At 37.0% G+C, this 17,534-nt stretch carries 13 protein-coding genes; 4 read left to right on the top strand and 9 right to left on the bottom strand.

All coding sequences use genetic code 11. The features are described 5' to 3' along the window. Positions 1 to 58: 58 nt before the first annotated feature. The 5 genes from A9G28_RS04120 to carA all read right to left on the bottom strand — a co-directional run bounded on the left by A9G28_RS04120 (position 59) and on the right by carA (position 9,715). Positions 59 to 379, bottom strand: a complete 321-nt coding sequence (locus A9G28_RS04120) for a hypothetical protein (protein WP_065579849.1) — start codon at positions 377 to 379, stop codon at positions 59 to 61. Positions 380 to 764: 385 nt separating this feature from the next. Beyond that, positions 765 to 4,076 carry a type I-F CRISPR-associated helicase Cas3f gene (gene cas3f, locus A9G28_RS04115; RefSeq protein WP_065579848.1) on the bottom strand — a complete coding sequence of 1,104 codons (3,312 nt, stop codon included), beginning with the start codon at positions 4,074 to 4,076 and terminating at the stop codon, positions 765 to 767. Beyond that, the gene (gene cas1f / locus A9G28_RS04110) at positions 4,073 to 5,026 is read right to left on the bottom strand and encodes a type I-F CRISPR-associated endonuclease Cas1f (protein ID WP_065579847.1); all 954 of its coding nucleotides are present in this window, start codon (positions 5,024 to 5,026) and stop codon (positions 4,073 to 4,075) included. The genes cas3f and cas1f overlap by 4 nt, the downstream gene beginning before the upstream one ends. Before the next feature lie 310 nt (positions 5,027 to 5,336). Beyond that, positions 5,337 to 8,552: a carbamoyl-phosphate synthase large subunit gene (gene carB, locus A9G28_RS04105; RefSeq protein WP_065579846.1), complete on the bottom strand. Its 3,216-nt coding sequence runs from the start codon at positions 8,550 to 8,552 to the stop codon at positions 5,337 to 5,339. A gap of 2 nt (positions 8,553 to 8,554) precedes the next feature. After that, a complete protein-coding gene (gene carA / locus A9G28_RS04100) occupies positions 8,555 to 9,715 on the bottom strand; it encodes a glutamine-hydrolyzing carbamoyl-phosphate synthase small subunit (RefSeq protein ID WP_065568296.1) in 1,161 nt (386 codons plus the stop codon). A gap of 268 nt (positions 9,716 to 9,983) precedes the next feature. Between carA and argF the strand changes: the two genes are divergently transcribed. Both argF and A9G28_RS04090 read left to right on the top strand, forming a co-directional pair. After that, a complete protein-coding gene (gene argF / locus A9G28_RS04095) occupies positions 9,984 to 10,994 on the top strand; it encodes an ornithine carbamoyltransferase (protein ID WP_065579845.1) in 1,011 nt (336 codons plus the stop codon). Positions 10,995 to 11,090: 96 nt separating this feature from the next. Next, positions 11,091 to 11,588 (top strand): phosphatidylglycerophosphatase A family protein, encoded by a 498-nt coding sequence (locus A9G28_RS04090; protein ID WP_065579844.1) that lies wholly within the window; start codon positions 11,091 to 11,093, stop codon positions 11,586 to 11,588. Positions 11,589 to 12,061: 473 nt separating this feature from the next. Here the strand turns inward: A9G28_RS04090 and nadK are convergent, their stop codons facing one another. Next, a complete protein-coding gene (gene nadK, locus A9G28_RS04085) occupies positions 12,062 to 12,940 on the bottom strand; it encodes an NAD(+) kinase (RefSeq protein WP_065579843.1) in 879 nt (292 codons plus the stop codon). A gap of 156 nt (positions 12,941 to 13,096) precedes the next feature. Here nadK and grpE point away from each other — a divergent pair, with 156 nt between their 5' ends. Then, positions 13,097 to 13,681 (top strand): nucleotide exchange factor GrpE, encoded by a 585-nt coding sequence (gene grpE, locus A9G28_RS04080; RefSeq protein ID WP_065568265.1) that lies wholly within the window; start codon positions 13,097 to 13,099, stop codon positions 13,679 to 13,681. A 42-nt stretch (positions 13,682 to 13,723) separates the two neighbouring features. Here grpE and def read toward each other — a convergent pair whose 3' ends face one another. Then, on the bottom strand, positions 13,724 to 14,236 hold the full coding sequence (gene def / locus A9G28_RS04075) for a peptide deformylase (RefSeq protein WP_065568264.1): 513 nt from the start codon (positions 14,234 to 14,236) through the stop codon (positions 13,724 to 13,726). A 161-nt stretch (positions 14,237 to 14,397) separates the two neighbouring features. Here def and dprA point away from each other — a divergent pair, with 161 nt between their 5' ends. After that, positions 14,398 to 15,501, top strand: a complete 1,104-nt coding sequence (gene dprA, locus A9G28_RS04070) for a DNA-processing protein DprA (RefSeq protein WP_218056978.1) — start codon at positions 14,398 to 14,400, stop codon at positions 15,499 to 15,501. Between the two features lie 88 nt (positions 15,502 to 15,589). Here the strand turns inward: dprA and rraA are convergent, their stop codons facing one another. Together rraA and A9G28_RS04060 are read right to left on the bottom strand one after the other, a co-directional pair. After that, positions 15,590 to 16,081, bottom strand: a complete 492-nt coding sequence (gene rraA, locus A9G28_RS04065) for a ribonuclease E activity regulator RraA (protein ID WP_065568263.1) — start codon at positions 16,079 to 16,081, stop codon at positions 15,590 to 15,592. Between the two features lie 296 nt (positions 16,082 to 16,377). Further along, a complete protein-coding gene (locus tag A9G28_RS04060) occupies positions 16,378 to 17,532 on the bottom strand; it encodes an ABC transporter permease (RefSeq protein WP_065579842.1) in 1,155 nt (384 codons plus the stop codon). Positions 17,533 to 17,534 lie beyond the last annotated feature (2 nt).

Raw genomic sequence — 17,534 nt, 5'->3', positions numbered from 1 at the left:
TATATTTTTTCGAAATTAAAAAGGCTTATATCATTAAATATAAGCCTTTAATTTAATGCTATGCTGCTTTAAATTTTAAGTATAAATTCAATATATTTAAAGCATTACTGTTATACACCCATTCTTTATTGGAATTAAGATATCTATAATTATCTTGTTCAAGCTTTAATTTCTTAATCAAATATTTAATTTCTTTAATTGTCGAAATATTTAGAATTTTCATTAGATCTCGAATTGAATAATATTTAGACTGCACTGATAAAACAATCAATTCATCATTAGCAGCGGGTGAATCAATAACAAATTTTTGTACTTGATTTAGTAATTCTTTATCAAAAGAAATTTGACGAGGTATAACAAAATATTTATTATTAGACATAGTATTTCTCCTTCATTTATGCCTAGGTTGAAATATGCTCTTATCAAATGACGTAAACATCGGATAAGAGCTTCTTAATATTTGTGAGTAAATCACGAAACAAATATATACGAAAGAAGCAAATAGATCAATAATAAATTAAAAATAAAATTTAATGGGAATGTTATTTTAATAAATTAAGCGTTATTGACAAATAAAAACCGCCTATGCGGCGGTGGAACTATTAAATTAAAACAAAAATTTAATGTTTCTAAACTGCTTACACAGCAGTGCCATCAAGTATAAAAGAATTACCTCGCTTTTACTAGCAACCATTATTCACCTGCTGATATTTTCTCAAAAAAGTTTCAGGTAACTATGTGTTTCAGTATAAAACAATATTCTTTTATCCTTTCTTTTTATAAAAACCAAAATAAGGATGAAAATGCCAATTGCTATTCCGATATAAGCTGACACTACAAAACTCATTGGCTAATCGGTATAAGTTTTTATTGGGGAAATGTTCCGCTATTTTTGTTATGGCTTGTTCTACACTATTTTCTAACCATGGTTTCACTTGCGGATTTTCAAATAACCAGTGTTTGTATTTGATTTGGTTATTTTGAGTACTTGGGCAGCGCTCATCTGGTGTTTGCCATGCGATATCTGCATAGCTAAATTGATAATCGCCATCATCATCAAGTTGGCAGATATATTCATCTTGTGTCTTATTATTCCCTCTAAATGGTGAAATCGCCTGTAAATGCACACAATGGTGATGTGCTAAATCTGGTTGCCAATAGCTGGTGACATAATTACTTTTACGGGCATGAATCGCAAAGAGATTTGCCATGACCTTATGTTCTAATTCGGCGAGCGTTAGCCCATCTTCAGGGCAAGACTTAATACGAGGAACCGCATCTATATTCACTAACTGATGAGCAGGAATGAGTTCATTTGTTTTATGGGTTTTCAGCAAGAATAATGGCTTTTCTTCAAATCCAGGTTTAGTAAAACAGGCTTTTCCAGTACTATAATTAGCTTCAATTGCCGTTAAATTCGATCCTAATATCGCCACATTGGCCTTTTGTACCATTTTTTGTGGTCGATGTCGCCATACTCGCCCCACTAGCTGGATAATAGAACGCATGGATGATGGTTCAACAATAGCCCAATCATAATCGTGATCACGCCCGACTTCGGTCACTGGCGTGCCGATAACAATAAAAATATGGTTTTGTTTATCGCTATCTTTGATGGCATTGATAATTTCAGGTTGATGAAATAGTGCCTGTTCATCACTGCGATTTAAAATTCTATCAAGTTTTTCTTCTAGCTGGCTACGCAATAATAGCAGTTGCCGAGCATGATAAACCACGATATGAAAAGCAGTATCAGTAGGTAACTTGGTTTGGGCATAAATTTGTTCTGTAAGTGAAATAACATCTTCGGTATGGGCAAAACGCATTAAACCAATACTTACCTTTTTTTGTGATTTTTTATCTATTTGATGATGATCTTGGTGAAATTGATAAGCTTGATCTAATAATTGTTTAGCCAGCACACCATAATTGATTTTTTGGTTTTCTGTTTTATTTTCTTGGTAATTTAGTAGATCCAAAATATGCCCTTGACGACGAATTGCACTTTGTGCTAATTGATGAATGCGCATTGCTACAAATTGTTGATGGTGATCGCTAAACGTTTTAGTATCAGCAATTGGTGATATCGACTGTTCATATTCATCAAACCAACCACATACAATGGCATTATTGGCATATTGGTTATTTTGATTCCAAATTTTTCGCCCTGCTTGGTAAGCATCAAATAATCCAGCAATTAAATCAGGCGTTAAAGTTGCTGATGACAGTAGCACTTTGCTACCAAATAACCCAGCTAAATGGACTAAACGCGCCAGCGCTGGTAAATCATGTTGATCAAAATCATCCGGTTCATCTAAAATCAGATCTGAGGTTAATAATCTTAATGTAGGTGCAATATATTTACCGCCTCGGGTACATTCACTCGCTTGAATAATATGGTCAATGGTGCATGTCACAATGGGCGCATAAAGTAATTGTCGTGCTTTACTGTCTTCGATAATAGTCCCTAACTCACAATCCGCAATACCACTTTCTGCTATATCAATATATTCATCAAGTAACGATTCGATAGATTCACTACCTTGGTTTTCTGAATCGTTTTGTTCAATGTCTTCATTACTCAGTTCAAACAAGGTTTTTGTGGCACGCCCACCCACTAAAATTGCCAGATGTTCATCACTTAAGTGTAATCTTTCTCTTAATGCTTTACCGGTTTGCAACGTTAAAACACGTAATCCCAGTGCAACGGTAAAGCGCACGCCCCGTTTAGGATTTGAAAGCGCATACATAATCCGCCCATTGGCTAAAGTTTTACCGCAGCCAGTCGATGCCATATTCACACCAAAAAAGCCACATTCATCAGATAGTTGTTGATAACTTTTGACTAAATCAAACGCGTGATTTTGCCATTGGAATCGTTTTATAGTTGTTCGTTTGGTAAAAGGTTTATGTTGATTGATGGCAGGTAATTCCGTGGTTATTTTAGGTAATAAACGAGCAAAACGAGCCGCTAAATTAGCGACCCCAATTAAATGATCATCTAAACACTGTTTAGGCTTTTTTTGGTAATTTGTGTTGGCAATCAATATGGATTTATTTACTTCAGCTTCTTTATTTGCTAAAGACAAACTAGAATAGTTATGATCAGCCACCATTAAACCTAAGCGCGAAATATGCAATACAAACGGGTCAATAGTAGATAAGTGCATTAAAGGAATATGGTTTAGGGCTTTGGTTGCATAACGGCTTAATTTTTTAAGCCAAGGTTGGCTTAAGGTGATATCACTTTTTAGTTGCCAAAAATCGTTGGGGGATGAGTGTTGGCTATAGCTGTTTTTAACCCATTTATCAACAGCTGTTAGTATTCTATAGAAAGTTGTTGTTTTTAAACCTGAAAGATATAATTCTTGCTTTTGCTTCTTTCCTTTATCGCCATCTAATGAGACCGATAAAAACGGCATTCGATGATGCGACACAATGAGCCACGCGATCCACTGTGCCAATAAAGGCAATTGGGTAAGATCATTTTTTTCGACTTGGGTGAGCTGCTGGTACCAATGAGGATGCTGTTGTCGATATTCAGTAAAATTTGCTAATCGATTAAATAAGGCTTCGTTGGTGGGGCAGTCTTGAATCATTAATAAAAATAATTGCAACGAAATCCATTCATGTCGATAAGGATCAGCAGCCACAGCTGTTTCTGCTCGTAATTTAGATTGAAAACCAATCGTTGCTTTACCTAAATCATGAAGTAATGCTGCTATGGTTGTGATTAATTGAATAGTGGTTGCATATTGCCAACAATTTTCGCTGTCACTGCGTAAAATATTACGCCACGTACGGTTGGTTGGGACGCGCCCTTCTTGATTAAATTGACTGCGATCACCCACAATCCACAAAAGATCAGTTAAATTTTTACCATGTGTCCAATAGCAGGCAACCGCGGTATTTTTTCGTGCGGTTTTGCGTAACAATTTATAGAGTGTTTGTAGACCAGCTTCGGTCATTGGGCTTTGCCATGTGCGTTCTCCACAACGTTCAGCAAATTGATCGATAATCCGCCGTGTTTCGGTTAAGGCGTTCTTTTTGCATTGGCTAACAAGTAAAATATTCATATTTGATCGGCTATCTGTTTTAAGGTATCAATAATTTTATCAAGTGCTTCTAATTGGGCAAATTGCGCAATGCACGCCATACGAAATTCTTTTTCACTATCCCCTTGTTTAGCTGATAAAAAGGCTTGGGGTAATACAATGCCATCTTTGATAATATCGGCCGCATCAAAAACTAAACCACCGCGCCGAGTTTTTCCGTGTAAAATAGCAAGCCCGTGGGGTAATCCCAATACCCAACAAGCCGTTGCACCAAGACCATAGGCTAAGTAGTTACCATGATCTAAAAATTGATTAGCCGGGTCATGACTTTTACCATGCGTACCATGCTCACGCTTAAATTTATCATCTTGTAGTGTTAATTGATTTGCTATGCCATAAAGGCGTTTGCTAATTCGCCCTTCAGCAGCTAAAAGTGCTTGACTATTATCCACATCAGTAAATTGTTGTGTTGCATCCACAAGGATTTGCTCTAATTTCATTTTATCGATATCCCAATCAAATTTGGGCCAACATTCGCTAATAATCTTAAGCCGGGTTTGTTGCAATAACTTAGCTGCTTGTAACCGACGCTTGTCATCAAACCAAAATTGACACCAGCTTTGTAGGTATTCTGTAGGACGATATTCACTTTGTGGCGAAAAAAATTGACAGGCAAACTCAGATTCAGTTGATGAAAAAAGTGGGGTTCCGCCTCCTCCACAAAAACCAATCATGACGCCTGCACGTGAAAGCTCTCGCACGGCTGCTTGCGTTAATGACGTTCCGGTGCCTAATAAAATACAGGTAGTATTAGCTATTGGGATATTCCAATATAAAGACTGTTGCCCTTGCTCCGTCACATACTCAACACGCCCACCATTAACCAAAACACGGCAATGTTCTAAATAATAAATATTGGCACGCTTGGAATGCATGATCGTTTTTAGATCAGAGGAATGAATCATATCCATATATGATAACTTGTTAAATTAATTAAAATATAATAAATAAATTAACACGATATTGCAGAAAAAACGAGCGTTTTCTTGTAGTTACAAGCAGTAAGTTCATTCTTTTTACTTTAGCAAAGCAATCTTGTATAAAAGCAATTTTGATAATAAGCTTTTTCAACGTTGTTATAATTTTGCAAATCATATTCATGATGTAGCTGAGGCAGATATTTGGACGATGTCAGCAGAAAATTCACCGGCAAGCTAATTTAAGTTAATCGATTATATCAGTTAATAGATTATAAAAGACGAGCATTGCTCGTCTTTTAGGCTATGGATAAAGCGCCTGTAGTGGTGTTACGTTATGCGTAGGATCGTAATCTAACGCTGCTGTTGTGGCATAAGCTGCATTCATTGTCGTATCGTAATGCACCTTATATTGAATGGCACTTCGGCGCAATATTTTGGATGCCTCAATAGCTGCTCGTCCTGATGTGGTGTTAAGGATATAACTATATTCCCCATTTTTTATATGATCGTGGATATTTGGACGCCCTTCGTTTTCTTTTTTAACAATTTGGCATGGTATATCAGCTTGTTGTAGCACTTTTGCCGTTCCGATGGTGGCATCAATAGAAAATCCATGAGCAATTAATCGTTTAGCGACGACTAACAGCCTTGTTTTATCTTGGTCACGCACAGATAGTAGCGCTTTCCCTGATTTTTTCATATTTGATAAACTACCAAGTTGTGCTTTGGCAAAGGCTTCAGCAAAGGTTTTACCGATGCCCATAACTTCACCCGTTGAGCGCATTTCAGGTCCTAAGATAGGATCAACGCCACTAAATTTATTAAACGGTAATACCACTTCTTTTACTGAGTAATAAGAAGGAATGACTTCTTTAGTTACGTTTTGTTGTGCCAAGGTTGTGCCAACCATGACTCGTGCGGCAATTTTTGCGAGTGGTAAGCCAGTTGCTTTTGAGACAAAAGGAACAGTGCGAGCTGCTCGCGGGTTGATTTCGATTAAATAAATCTGGTTATCTTTAACAGCAAACTGTCCATTCATTAAGCCTTTCACATCAAGCTCAAGTGCTAACTGTTTAGCCTGTTGCCTGAGTTGGTCTAAAATTTCTGAGGTTAGTGTGTGTGTAGGTAATGAACAAGCTGAATCGCCAGAGTGGATCCCTGCTTGTTCAATATGTTCCATAATACCACCAATGACAATTTGTTCACCATCAGCAATCACATCAATATCCACTTCAATGGCATCATCTAAAAAGTGATCAAGTAAGACAGGGGCATTATTCGATTCACTTACCGCTGTTTTAAAATAACGCCGTAAATCTTGCTCATTATAGACAATTTCCATTGCTCGACCACCTAGTACATAAGATGGCCTAACCACTAATGGGTAACCGACTTTTTCCGCTTTGGTGATAGCTTCATCAATATCGGTCACCGTTGCATTGGCTGGTTGTTTTAATTTCAATTTATCGACGACTTCTTGAAAACGCTGGCGATCTTCGGCTTTATCTATAGCATCGGGTGAGGTACCAATAATGGGTAATCCAGCGACTTCAAGTGCATGAGCCAATTTTAGCGGCGTTTGTCCGCCGTATTGCACAATAACGCCATTTGGTTTCTCAATATGCGCAATTTCAAGCACATCTTCGAGAGTAACTGGTTCAAAATAGAGGCGGTCAGAAGTATCATAATCAGTTGACACCGTTTCGGGGTTGCAGTTGACCATAATGGTTTCATAACCATCTTCACGTAGTGCCAATGCAGCATGTACACAGCAATAATCAAACTCAATACCTTGACCAATCCGATTAGGACCTCCGCCTAATATCATGATTTTTTTGCGGCGAAATTGAGGCTTAGCTTCGCATTCCTGTTCATAGGTTGAGTACAGATAGGCCGTGTCGGTTGCAAATTCAGCAGCACAAGTATCAACACGTTTATATACAGGATGGATATGGTATTGATGCCGTAAATGACGAACGGCTTGTTCGGTAGAGTTGATCAGTTTTGCAATACGTAAATCAGAAAAACCTTTGCGTTTAAGTTGCCATAATTGTTCTTCATCTAACTTGCTAATTGTTTGTTGTTTTAATCGATTTTCTATTTGTACTAATTCTTCAATTTGGACTAAGAACCAGCGATCAATATGCGTTAATAAAAAGATTTCATCAAGCGTTAAACCAGCTCGAAAAGCATCGGCAATATACCAAATACGATCGGCACCCGCTTCTTGTAGTTCATAACGAATTTTGGCAATATTTTTTTCATCAGTATAATCATCAATTTTAGGATCAAACCCAGAAGCACCAACTTCAAGCCCTCGCAATGCTTTTTGTATTGATTCTTGAAAAGTGCGACCAATTGCCATCACTTCCCCAACCGATTTCATTTGGGTAGTCAAGCGATCATTACACCCAGCAAATTTTTCAAAATTAAAGCGTGGTATTTTCGTCACGACATAATCAATGGACGGTTCAAACGAGGCGGGGGTTTTACCACTAGTAATATCATTAGAAAGCTCATCGAGTGTATAACCGACTGCCAACTTAGCGGCAATTTTAGCTATTGGAAAGCCAGTCGCTTTAGAAGCTAACGCAGATGAACGTGATACCCTCGGATTCATCTCAATAACAATTAAACGCCCCGTTTTAGGGTCAACCGAAAATTGTACATTCGATCCCCCCGTTTCAACACCAATTTCACGTAATACAGCAATCGATGCATTACGCATGATTTGATACTCTTTATCCGTCAACGTTTGAGCTGGCGCAACCGTAATGGAATCCCCAGTGTGGATCCCCATGGCATCGAAATTTTCAATTGAGCAAACAATAATACAATTGTCATTCTTGTCTCGTACAACTTCCATTTCGTACTCTTTCCAACCGATTAATGATTCATCAATGAGCAGTTCATTAGTGGGAGAAAGATCGAGCCCTCGTGTACAGATTTCATCAAATTCTTCTGTATTATACGCAATACCACCACCAGTTCCGCCCATAGTAAATGACGGGCGAATAATGCAAGGAAAGCCAACTTGTTCAAGAACGGCGTAAGCTTCTTTAAGTGAATGAGCAATCCCTGAACGCGCCGTATCAAGCCCAATCTTTTTCATCGCCTGATCAAAACGTTTTCGATCTTCGGCTTTATCAATGGCATCAGCAGTGGCACCAATCATTTCAACATTAAACTCTGTTAATACCCCTTGCTTTTCCAACTCTAATGCGCAATTTAAAGCGGTCTGCCCACCCATAGTGGGTAAAATAGCATCAGGCCTTTCTTGCTCAATAATTTTGCGGACACAGGTCCAATGAATTGGCTCAATGTAGGTGGCATCAGCCATTTCAGGATCGGTCATAATCGTTGCTGGGTTGGAGTTAACTAAAATAACGCGATAGCCTTCTTCACGCAGCGCTTTACAGGCTTGTGCACCCGAATAATCAAATTCACATGCTTGGCCGATAACAATTGGACCAGCGCCAATAATTAATATGCTTTTGATATCTGTTCGCTTAGCCATGCTTATTGCTCCTGCTTATAAATTTTGATTAATTCGATAAAATGGTCAAAAAGTGGTGCCGCATCATGCGGTCCCGGACTGGCTTCAGGGTGCCCCTGAAAACTAAATGCGGGTTTTTGATTATGATGAATACCTTGTAATGATCCATCAAATAGCGATTTATGTGTAACGCGTAAATGAGCTGGCAATGTCCCCTCATCTACCGCAAATCCATGATTTTGTGCGGTAATCATTACCCGATTATTTTCTAGATCTTTAACAGGATGATTACCACCATGATGGCCAAATTTCATTTTGACCGTTTTTGCACCGCAAGCTAATGCTAATAGTTGATGCCCCAAACAGATGCCAAAGATCGGAATATCGGTTGTTAAGAACTGTTTTATTGCATCAATGGCATAGGTACAAGGTGCAGGATCACCTGGACCATTTGATAAAAACAGACCATCTGGATGTAACGCTAACACATCCTTTGCAAGTGTTTTAGCGGGTACAACCGTTAACTTGCATCCACGTTCAACTAACATCCTCAATATATTTTGTTTAACACCAAAATCATAAGCCACAACATGATATGGCAGTTCACTTTCAGGTTTTGGTGTAGGATGCTCCTGTTGTCTTGTCCAAATACCGCAAGTCCATACGTAGCTTTCCTTGCAAGTGACTTCTTTAGCCAAATCTAAACCACTTAATCCATTATAATCTAATGCCTGTTGTTTGGCTTTTTCGGCTTTATCAAATAAAGTCTGTTTATCATTTGCGGTAATAATCACACCATGTTGCGCCCCTTTTTCGCGTAATATACGTGTTAAACGACGAGTATCAATATCAGCAATGGCAATGACATTATGTTGTTTTAAATAACTAGAAAGATCTAATTCACTGCGGTAATTGCTGGCTAATAATGGCAAATCACGAATAATCAACCCTTTTGCATAAACATGATTTGCTTCGGCATCAGCACTATTGGTGCCAACATTACCAATATGTGGGTACGTTAACGTAACGATTTGTTCACTGTAAGAAGGATCGGTCAGGATTTCTTGATAGCCAGTCATTGACGTATTAAACACCACCTCACCAACAGTTTGTCCGTTAGCACCAATAGATTTACCAATAAATTGCGAACCGTCTTGCAACATAAGGAGGGCATAAGTTTGCATGATTAAGCTACCTTTGATTAAACAACCAATAAATGTGAATAAAAATTCAATTTAATTGTTTTTTGATAATACAATATTTAATCATATTATTACACTTTTTTAAACAAAAAAAGCAATATTATAAAAAATAACCAAATGACAAAATCTAAAATTTTAGACAATTCAACACGTAAAAATAATATCAAATAAATCTAGAAGGTTTAACTTGAAATTGCATAATTATTCAAATAAAATCTTAACGAAATTTACCGCTTTTTAGGAGCTCAATATGCACGGTTTTTATCAACGCCATTTTTTACGTTTACTCGACTTTACTCCAGCAGAAATTAATCAATTGATTGAACTTGCTATCGCACTAAAAAAAGCCAAAAAACAAGGTAACGAAAAAAAACATTTAGTTGGTAAAAATATCGTCCTTATTTTCGAAAAAGATTCAACTCGTACCCGCTGCGCTTTTGAAGTGGGTGCGTTTGATCAAGGCGCTCAAGTCACCTATTTAGGACCAAGTGGCAGCCAAATTGGCCATAAAGAATCGATTGCAGATACAGCGCGTGTGCTTGGAAGAATGTATGATGGTATTGAGTATCGAGGTTATGGGCAAGATATCGTTGAAACCTTAGCTCAATATGCAGGCGTGCCAGTATGGAATGGTTTAACAACCGAAGCACATCCAACGCAAATATTAGCCGATTTTATGACAATGCAAGAGCATATCGGCGATCGCCCATTAAACAGTATTAAATTTGCTTATTTAGGCGATGCACAAAATAACATGGGGAATTCATTAATGGAAGGCGCAGCATTAATGGGAATGGAAATTCGATTAGTTGCCCCAAAAGCTTGCCAACCTGAAGCTGACCTTGTGCAAAAGTGCCAAGATATCGCTAAAACGACAGGAGCAAAAATTATCTTAACTGAAGAGGTTGCCCAAGGCGTTAAAGATGTTGACTTTTTATACACGGACGTATGGGTGTCAATGGGCGAACCTAAAAATGTTTGGGATGAGCGAATTAAATTATTAACGCCATATCAAGTAAATCAAAACGTGATTAAACTCACTGGTAATCCAAATGTTAAATTTATGCACTGCCTGCCTGCTTTTCATGATATCAATACCACAATTGGTAAACAAATGGCTGCACAATATGGTTTAAACAATGGATTAGAAGTGACTGATGAAGTTTTTGAATCTAAACATAGCATCGTGTTTGATGAAGCGGAAAACCGCCTACATACGATCAAAGCGGTAATGGTTGCAACATTAACCAAAGATGAATAATATTGTCATAATCAATACAAGAATGCTTAGTTAAAATAAGCAGCTAGTTTTTTGCCGGCTTAACGTCGGCATAATTTTACCTAAAAAAATGAAATTATGACAAAACAAGAACGAAATAAAGATTTTAAGAAACACCTAAAACTGACCAACCCAATCCATTTTTTAGCGGTAGGGTTAGGTAGTGGTTTATCGTCAATAATGCCAGGTACGATGGGGTCACTGATGGCTATTCCACTTTGGCTATTGTTTTATGGTTTACAACCCGTTTTGTATTGGATATTTATTTTAGTGACTTTTATTTTTGGCTGTTTTATTTGTCAAAAAACATCAGATGATACCCATACTCACGATTCAGGGCACATTGTTTGGGATGAATTTGTCGGAATGTGGATCACGCTCTTTTTTATTCCTCAGCTGACTATTTTATGGGTTACTATCGCTTTTTTAGCATTTAGAGTTTTTGACATGGCAAAGCCTTGGCCTATTCGCTGGTTTGATAAACGGGTGCCGGGTGGATTTGGCATTATGGTAGATGATGTAATTGCCGCTATCTTTTCCTCATTTACTGTTTATGCGATGACATTTATTCTTTAAGAGATGAAGTGTGATTCTCGCCAAAATATAAGACAAAACTCGCCACTATCAATATATGAGCTTGTTTGCTGGCAGATCGCTTTTCGACCGAATAAATCATTACACCGAAGTATACCCCGCCTTCACGAGGGGGGAATATCCGTGATGTCGGTCATCCAAACTAGGTTGAGTTCAACAGGATTAAACGGCCTATTTAATGTATTGGGCCGTACATCATGCGATAGACTTGCGGTAAAAAAGATGAATATTATTGCTGATAATCAACAAAATAAAAACTTCAATAAAATCAATGGCTTTTCTGAATGATTTTTATCATGCTTAATTTATATTCTTTCTGATACATCATAGCCCTAGTTTCTAATATCGTACACTAAGCTTGGGGCAATTAGATGGGGTTTATATCGCCAATAAGGCAAGGATCAATGATCTGATATTGACATGCCTATTTCTCTGAAATTTATTGACAACACAAGCTAAAACATCTTTTGTGACCATCCTAATTTGCTTGAAAGATTATTAAAATAATCATACTCCTTAGAATGAATTAAATTAAACTCATACGAAGAACGGCGAATAATCACATCTTGTGTGGGTTTGACAGGCAAAATAATTTGGCTATCACAAGCAATATTAAGATCCAGTGCTGTCGTTGGGAATTTTAAGCGGATAGCATTATCACTTTTGATCACTAATGGTCTGACCGCTAATGAATGTGGAAACATTGGTGTAATAATTAATGCATCTAAATGCGGTGCTAAAATAGGGCCGCCCGCTGATAGTGAATAAGCCGTAGAGCCGGTCGGTGTGGCAATAATTAACCCATCTGCTCGCTGTGAAAAGGCATTGCGTTCATTAATGTAGACATCATAGTCAATCATATGTGCAACGGTATTAGGAGTAACAACAATTTCGTTGACAGCAAAACTTGAGTTAATCAAGTTACCATTATCATAAATAGACACTTCTAACAAAAAGCGGGGATCATCCTCATATTTACCAGCAATAACAGGGCTTAATTGTTCAATCACTTGTTCATGAGAAATATCAGTTAAAAAACCGAGGTTACCGCGATTGACGCCAATCACTTTGATTTTATAGTGCGATAGGCGCCTAGCTGAATGCAACATATTTCCATCTCCCCCGACAACAATAGCGAGATCGGCTTGCTCACCAATTGTTTCCAACGAAGCGTAGTGGCTAACAGAAAATTGAATGTGATTCGCTAAGCGATCTTCAACCAGCACGCGAATACCAAGTTTAACAAGCCAATCATAAAGCACTTGATGAGTTTCTATTGCTTCTAATTTACGCGGAAGCCCAATTAAGCCAATACATTTAAATGGTGTATCCATAAAATATCCTTGTTATTTTTTACATAACCATCTGTATTTTTTGATAATAATTCAAAAAATCACATATCAATATGATGATAAGCTTGTAATCATAAAAATTGCCCCCATAATAACCGTTATTCACTAAGTTTTCGACTACATTATTTGGAGTACCCTATGACAGAGCAAGATAAAAATATGTCAGAAAATGAAACTAACATTGACACACCAGTAGATGCAACAGCCGAGCAAGAAGCGCCGGCGCAACCAAATCTTGAAGAACAATTAAGTGCAAAAGATGCCCGTATTGCAGAGCTTGAACAAGCATTGCAATTAGCGAAAAAAAATGAAAGTGAAGCCATGATTCGTGCGCGAGCTGAAATTGATAATGTTCGTAAACGAGTCGAGCAAGATGTTGATAAAGCGCGTAAGTTTGCACTCGAAAAATTTTCTAACGAATTATTACCCGTTATTGATAATTTAGAACGCGCTTTAGAATCTACGGATAAAACCAATCCAGAACATAAAGCGACAGTTGAAGGATTAGAACTGACATTAAAATCATTCTTAGACACTGTCAAAAAATTTGGTATTGAAGTGATTAATACCGAAGATTCTCAATTAAACCCTGATATGCATCAAGCAATTAGCATGGTTGAATCACCTGAACATCAGTCAGGACAAATTGTTAATACCATTCAGAAAGGCTATACCTTAAATGGCCGTTTAATTCGCCCTGCCATGGTTATTGTCGCTAAATAGCTAAGCGTAATGAGTTTAACCGCCAAGTACTGGCGGTTAATTTTATTTACTGCGTTGCTCTTCTCGGGCAAGTTTTTTCATTTTTTGTTCGATTCGTTGGCGTTTTAATGGTGAAAGATAATCGACAAAAAGCTTACCTTTTAAGTGATCCATTTCGTGTTGAATACAAATAGCCAATAGATCATCAGCGTCAATTTCGTAAGGATTGCCATTACGATCAAGTGCTTTAATTTTAATCTTTTCAGCTCTTGGCACAAAACCACGGCAATCAGGTACCGATAGACAGCCTTCCTCAATACCTGTCTCACCTTCTTGGCTAATGACTTCTGGGTTGATAATCACATAAACGTGGCTTTTGTCTTCTGATACATCAATTACGATAATTTGTTCATGCACATCGACTTGGGTAGAAGCCAGGCCAATACCATTTTCGGCGTACATGGTTTCAATCATGTTGTCAATAATGGTTTGTAACTCTGGTGTAAATTTGGTAACAGGCTTAGCAACTTTGCGAAGTCGCTCATCAGGAAAACGTAATACTGGTAAAATAGCCATAAATTATTCGATCTACTCCTCAAATTTCGGGTTTATTCCATCTATTATTCATTGTAAACATTTATCATACTGATGAATAGCCCTTGTTGGCTATTGATAAAATATATCTTATCAATTCAAGATATGACGCCTGTTTAAGCTGTATATAAAAAAGGGTTATGATGAGTAAATATGAATTTTTATTACGAATTTCAATGCTTAGATATGGAAAACGAGCCATTTTTGAAAAAATTATGCAACTTTTTGCTAACGGTTTACCTAGTAGCATAAAAGATGTTTCTCTTCTATTAAATAAACTAGGATTATCAGACATTCAATTAGCGCTTTTTTATGAAACATCATACCTACATTTTGAGCCAATACTTGAATGGTTAGATTCACCTTTTCCACCAAAATATCTTATTGCCTATTGCGATAATGATTATCCCTTACTACTTAAGCAAATTGATTCTCCGCCTTTATTATTATTTGTTTTAGGTAATCGGCAGTTATTAGATTCTCCTCAATTGGCAATGGTGGGCAGCCGCGAATTTAGTGAATATGGAGCACAATGGGGGCGATATTTTGCTGGTGAACTAGCTATGAATGGTTTAACTATAACCAGTGGTCTGGCATTAGGGTTAGATGCAATTTGCCATCGTGGTGCGCTTGAAGTATCTGGCCCGACTATTGCAGTTCTAGGCAGTGGATTAGCCAAGATTGCCCCAAGATCAAATTTAAGCTTAGCCAATGATATTTTGTCACAAGGTGGCGCCATTGTTTCTGAATTTCTACCATTTGAAAAAGCCAGATCAGTCTATTTCCCTCGTCGAAACCGAATTATTAGCGGATTAAGTTTAGGTACTTTTGTGATTGAAGCATCAGAAAAAAGTGGTTCACTAATTACAGCACGCTATGCACTTGAACAAAATCGCGATGTCTTTGCCTTACCTGGCGATATTGATAATGAAAACTGTAGTGGAACTCATTATTTAATTAAACAAGGCGCTTATTTGGTTTCTAAGCCTACTGATATTTTAGAGCATTATTATAACTATTTATCAGTAGTAAATAACTCGCTTAATTCAATTAAAGAAGCACCAAGCCATTCTATTTTGTACCCGGAAATTTTTGCTGTGATTCACCACCAACCTATTCCTATTGATATTATTGCTCAGCAAGTCAATTTACCGATTTCCGAAGTGACAACGAAATTATTAGATATGGAATTAGAGGGACTGATTAAAACAGTAACTGGCGGTTATATTCGTAATCGAATAATTTAGCATTAACAAAATCCTTGTTAAAAATTTTAGAAAAGTGCGCATTTAAATATAAAACCCGCCGATAGGCTTCGGCGGTATAGGTTATTTTTTATTTATCTTCAATTTCGAGCGCAATTTCAGATAAAATAATACCAGTGTTATCAGCATAGATAAAATCACCAGAAAAGAAAGTTACGCCACCAAAGTTAACTCGAATATCGATTTCACCTATGCCTTGATCTTCAGCGCCAACTGGAATTGCTGCCAGCGCTTGAATACCAATGTCAGCTTCAGCTAGGTGATCAACTTGACGAACAGCGCCATAAACAATAATCCCTTCCCACTGATTTTGAACGGCAATATCGATTAGCTCTGCATCAATTAATGCACGACGAACAGAACCACCACCATCAATAACAAGTATTTTACCTGAACCGTCCGATTGTAAAATTTCGTATAGTAGCCCGTTATCTTCAAAACATTTAACTGTTACAGCTTGACCTGAAAATGATGTCACACCGCCAAAATTACTAAATATCGGTTCAACAACGTTAACATCTTCTGGGTAATAATCGCAAAGAACTGAAGTATCAAACTCCATTATCAAGTCTCCTTTTGCTGTGGTATATAAGTTTATTTAGTATAACGCGAATACAAGTAAAACGATATTAAATTTAAATAAACAAATGCTAATTCAAGATAATTCTCAAACAATAAAATAAATTAACCAATAAAACAAGCCGAACTGCTTGTACTAAGCTTGTACCACTCTTGTACTAATCAAAAGTTATTAACGATCAATTTAAATCATCATAGCAATATTTAATATCAATCAGTAAAGCCAATAACAATAAGCTACTGGATTTATATTTTATATTATTGATAATCTATTGATTATTATATTTTTCTATATTTAGACGTTGAGTTTTTAAAAAATTTTCTTACTCGACCTTCTCGCAATGCTGCAATAAAAAAGCCTAGTAAACCGTATATAATCCCAAGCAACAAAATCATAAATACATTAAATAAATTATCTTTTAAGCTTAATCCCATTTGATTGACACCTGCTATCATATTAGTTGCCCAAGTTGATGGTAACATTTTAGAAACTATTTGTACCCCAAAAGGCATGGCATCAAGCGGCCAAATTGTACCCGATAAATAAAATACGGGTGTTGTCAAAAATGCGAGTGTCAAATAGATCATTTCGGTTTTACGTAAACATTCAGTCAGCAATTTACTGAGCCCTAAAACACCAAGCAATAATGGAAATGTCATGATTAAAATTTCTGGAATATTGGCGAGTTGTCGATAGCCAAGTGCCCAAGGCCATAAACCAAACAGAACAATGGATAAAAATAACCAGATCGGTATAAGACCACATAAACTACCAAATATGACTATTTTCGGTGGTTTACCTTTCGGTAGTGAGTTTAAAGTAATGTTAGTACGCGTTGAAGCAATTAAAAATGAGTGTTGCAATAACATCACTAATAAGCCAGGAAAAGTAATGGCAGCAAAGCTAACCCCCGCATTATAAAGTGGTTCAGTTTGACCATTAATTGGCGATAAAATAATCTTAATCTGCTTATCTGAAAAACCACTATTACGCATTATTCTAGTATTATATTCAGTTAATATCTGTTGATAGATTCCTTTTATATCAACTTGTATTAAGCCATTAGCTAAACGGCTTGAGGCATCGCCGTATGCAGGAATTGTGACCTCTTCGCCCTTTAATAATCGTTTTTCAAAATCTCTTGGAATAGTAAATACCGCAAACAGTTTATGATTATTAATATCATCATAAGCTTGTAGAGAGCTTTCATATATGATGGTCTCGATTTTAGAGCTAGTATTTAAAGAGCGAATTAAACCTCGACTTGTTGGTGTATGATCTTGATCGACGATGGCTACTGGCAAGCTGGTTATAGTTCCATTACTATAAACTAAACTCATCAATGAGACAGATAAGATTAACAATAACCACCTTGGTCTCACTAACATAAGCAAAAATATTTTTACAAATGAAGACCAAAATATTTTAAGCATCT

The organism is Gilliamella sp. Fer1-1, from assembly GCF_001690825.1.
Taxonomy (GTDB): Bacteria; Pseudomonadota; Gammaproteobacteria; order Enterobacterales; family Orbaceae; genus Gilliamella; species Gilliamella apicola_C.
The sequence above is the reverse complement of the archived record's forward strand: the minus strand, read 5'-3'. Positions and strand labels throughout refer to the sequence as shown.

What these genes read in the sequence shown, in the direction of transcription:
- A9G28_RS04090 (WP_065579844.1), top strand. Translation starts at nt 11,091, where the DNA reads ATGACAAAACAAGAACGAAATAAAGATTTTAAGAAACACCTAAAACTG.
- carA (WP_065568296.1), bottom strand. Translation starts at nt 9,715, where the DNA reads ATGCAAACTTATGCCCTCCTTATGTTGCAAGACGGTTCGCAATTTATT.
- rraA (WP_065568263.1), bottom strand. Translation starts at nt 16,081, where the DNA reads ATGGAGTTTGATACTTCAGTTCTTTGCGATTATTACCCAGAAGATGTT.
- carB (WP_065579846.1), bottom strand. Translation starts at nt 8,552, where the DNA reads ATGGCTAAGCGAACAGATATCAAAAGCATATTAATTATTGGCGCTGGT.
- A9G28_RS04120 (WP_065579849.1), bottom strand. Translation starts at nt 379, where the DNA reads ATGTCTAATAATAAATATTTTGTTATACCTCGTCAAATTTCTTTTGAT.
- A9G28_RS04060 (WP_065579842.1), bottom strand. Translation starts at nt 17,532, where the DNA reads ATGCTTAAAATATTTTGGTCTTCATTTGTAAAAATATTTTTGCTTATG.
- argF (WP_065579845.1), top strand. Translation starts at nt 9,984, where the DNA reads ATGCACGGTTTTTATCAACGCCATTTTTTACGTTTACTCGACTTTACT.
- cas1f (WP_065579847.1), bottom strand. Translation starts at nt 5,026, where the DNA reads ATGGATATGATTCATTCCTCTGATCTAAAAACGATCATGCATTCCAAG.
- dprA (WP_218056978.1), top strand. Translation starts at nt 14,398, where the DNA reads ATGAGTAAATATGAATTTTTATTACGAATTTCAATGCTTAGATATGGA.
- cas3f (WP_065579848.1), bottom strand. Translation starts at nt 4,076, where the DNA reads ATGAATATTTTACTTGTTAGCCAATGCAAAAAGAACGCCTTAACCGAA.
- def (WP_065568264.1), bottom strand. Translation starts at nt 14,236, where the DNA reads ATGGCTATTTTACCAGTATTACGTTTTCCTGATGAGCGACTTCGCAAA.
- nadK (WP_065579843.1), bottom strand. Translation starts at nt 12,940, where the DNA reads ATGGATACACCATTTAAATGTATTGGCTTAATTGGGCTTCCGCGTAAA.
- grpE (WP_065568265.1), top strand. Translation starts at nt 13,097, where the DNA reads ATGACAGAGCAAGATAAAAATATGTCAGAAAATGAAACTAACATTGAC.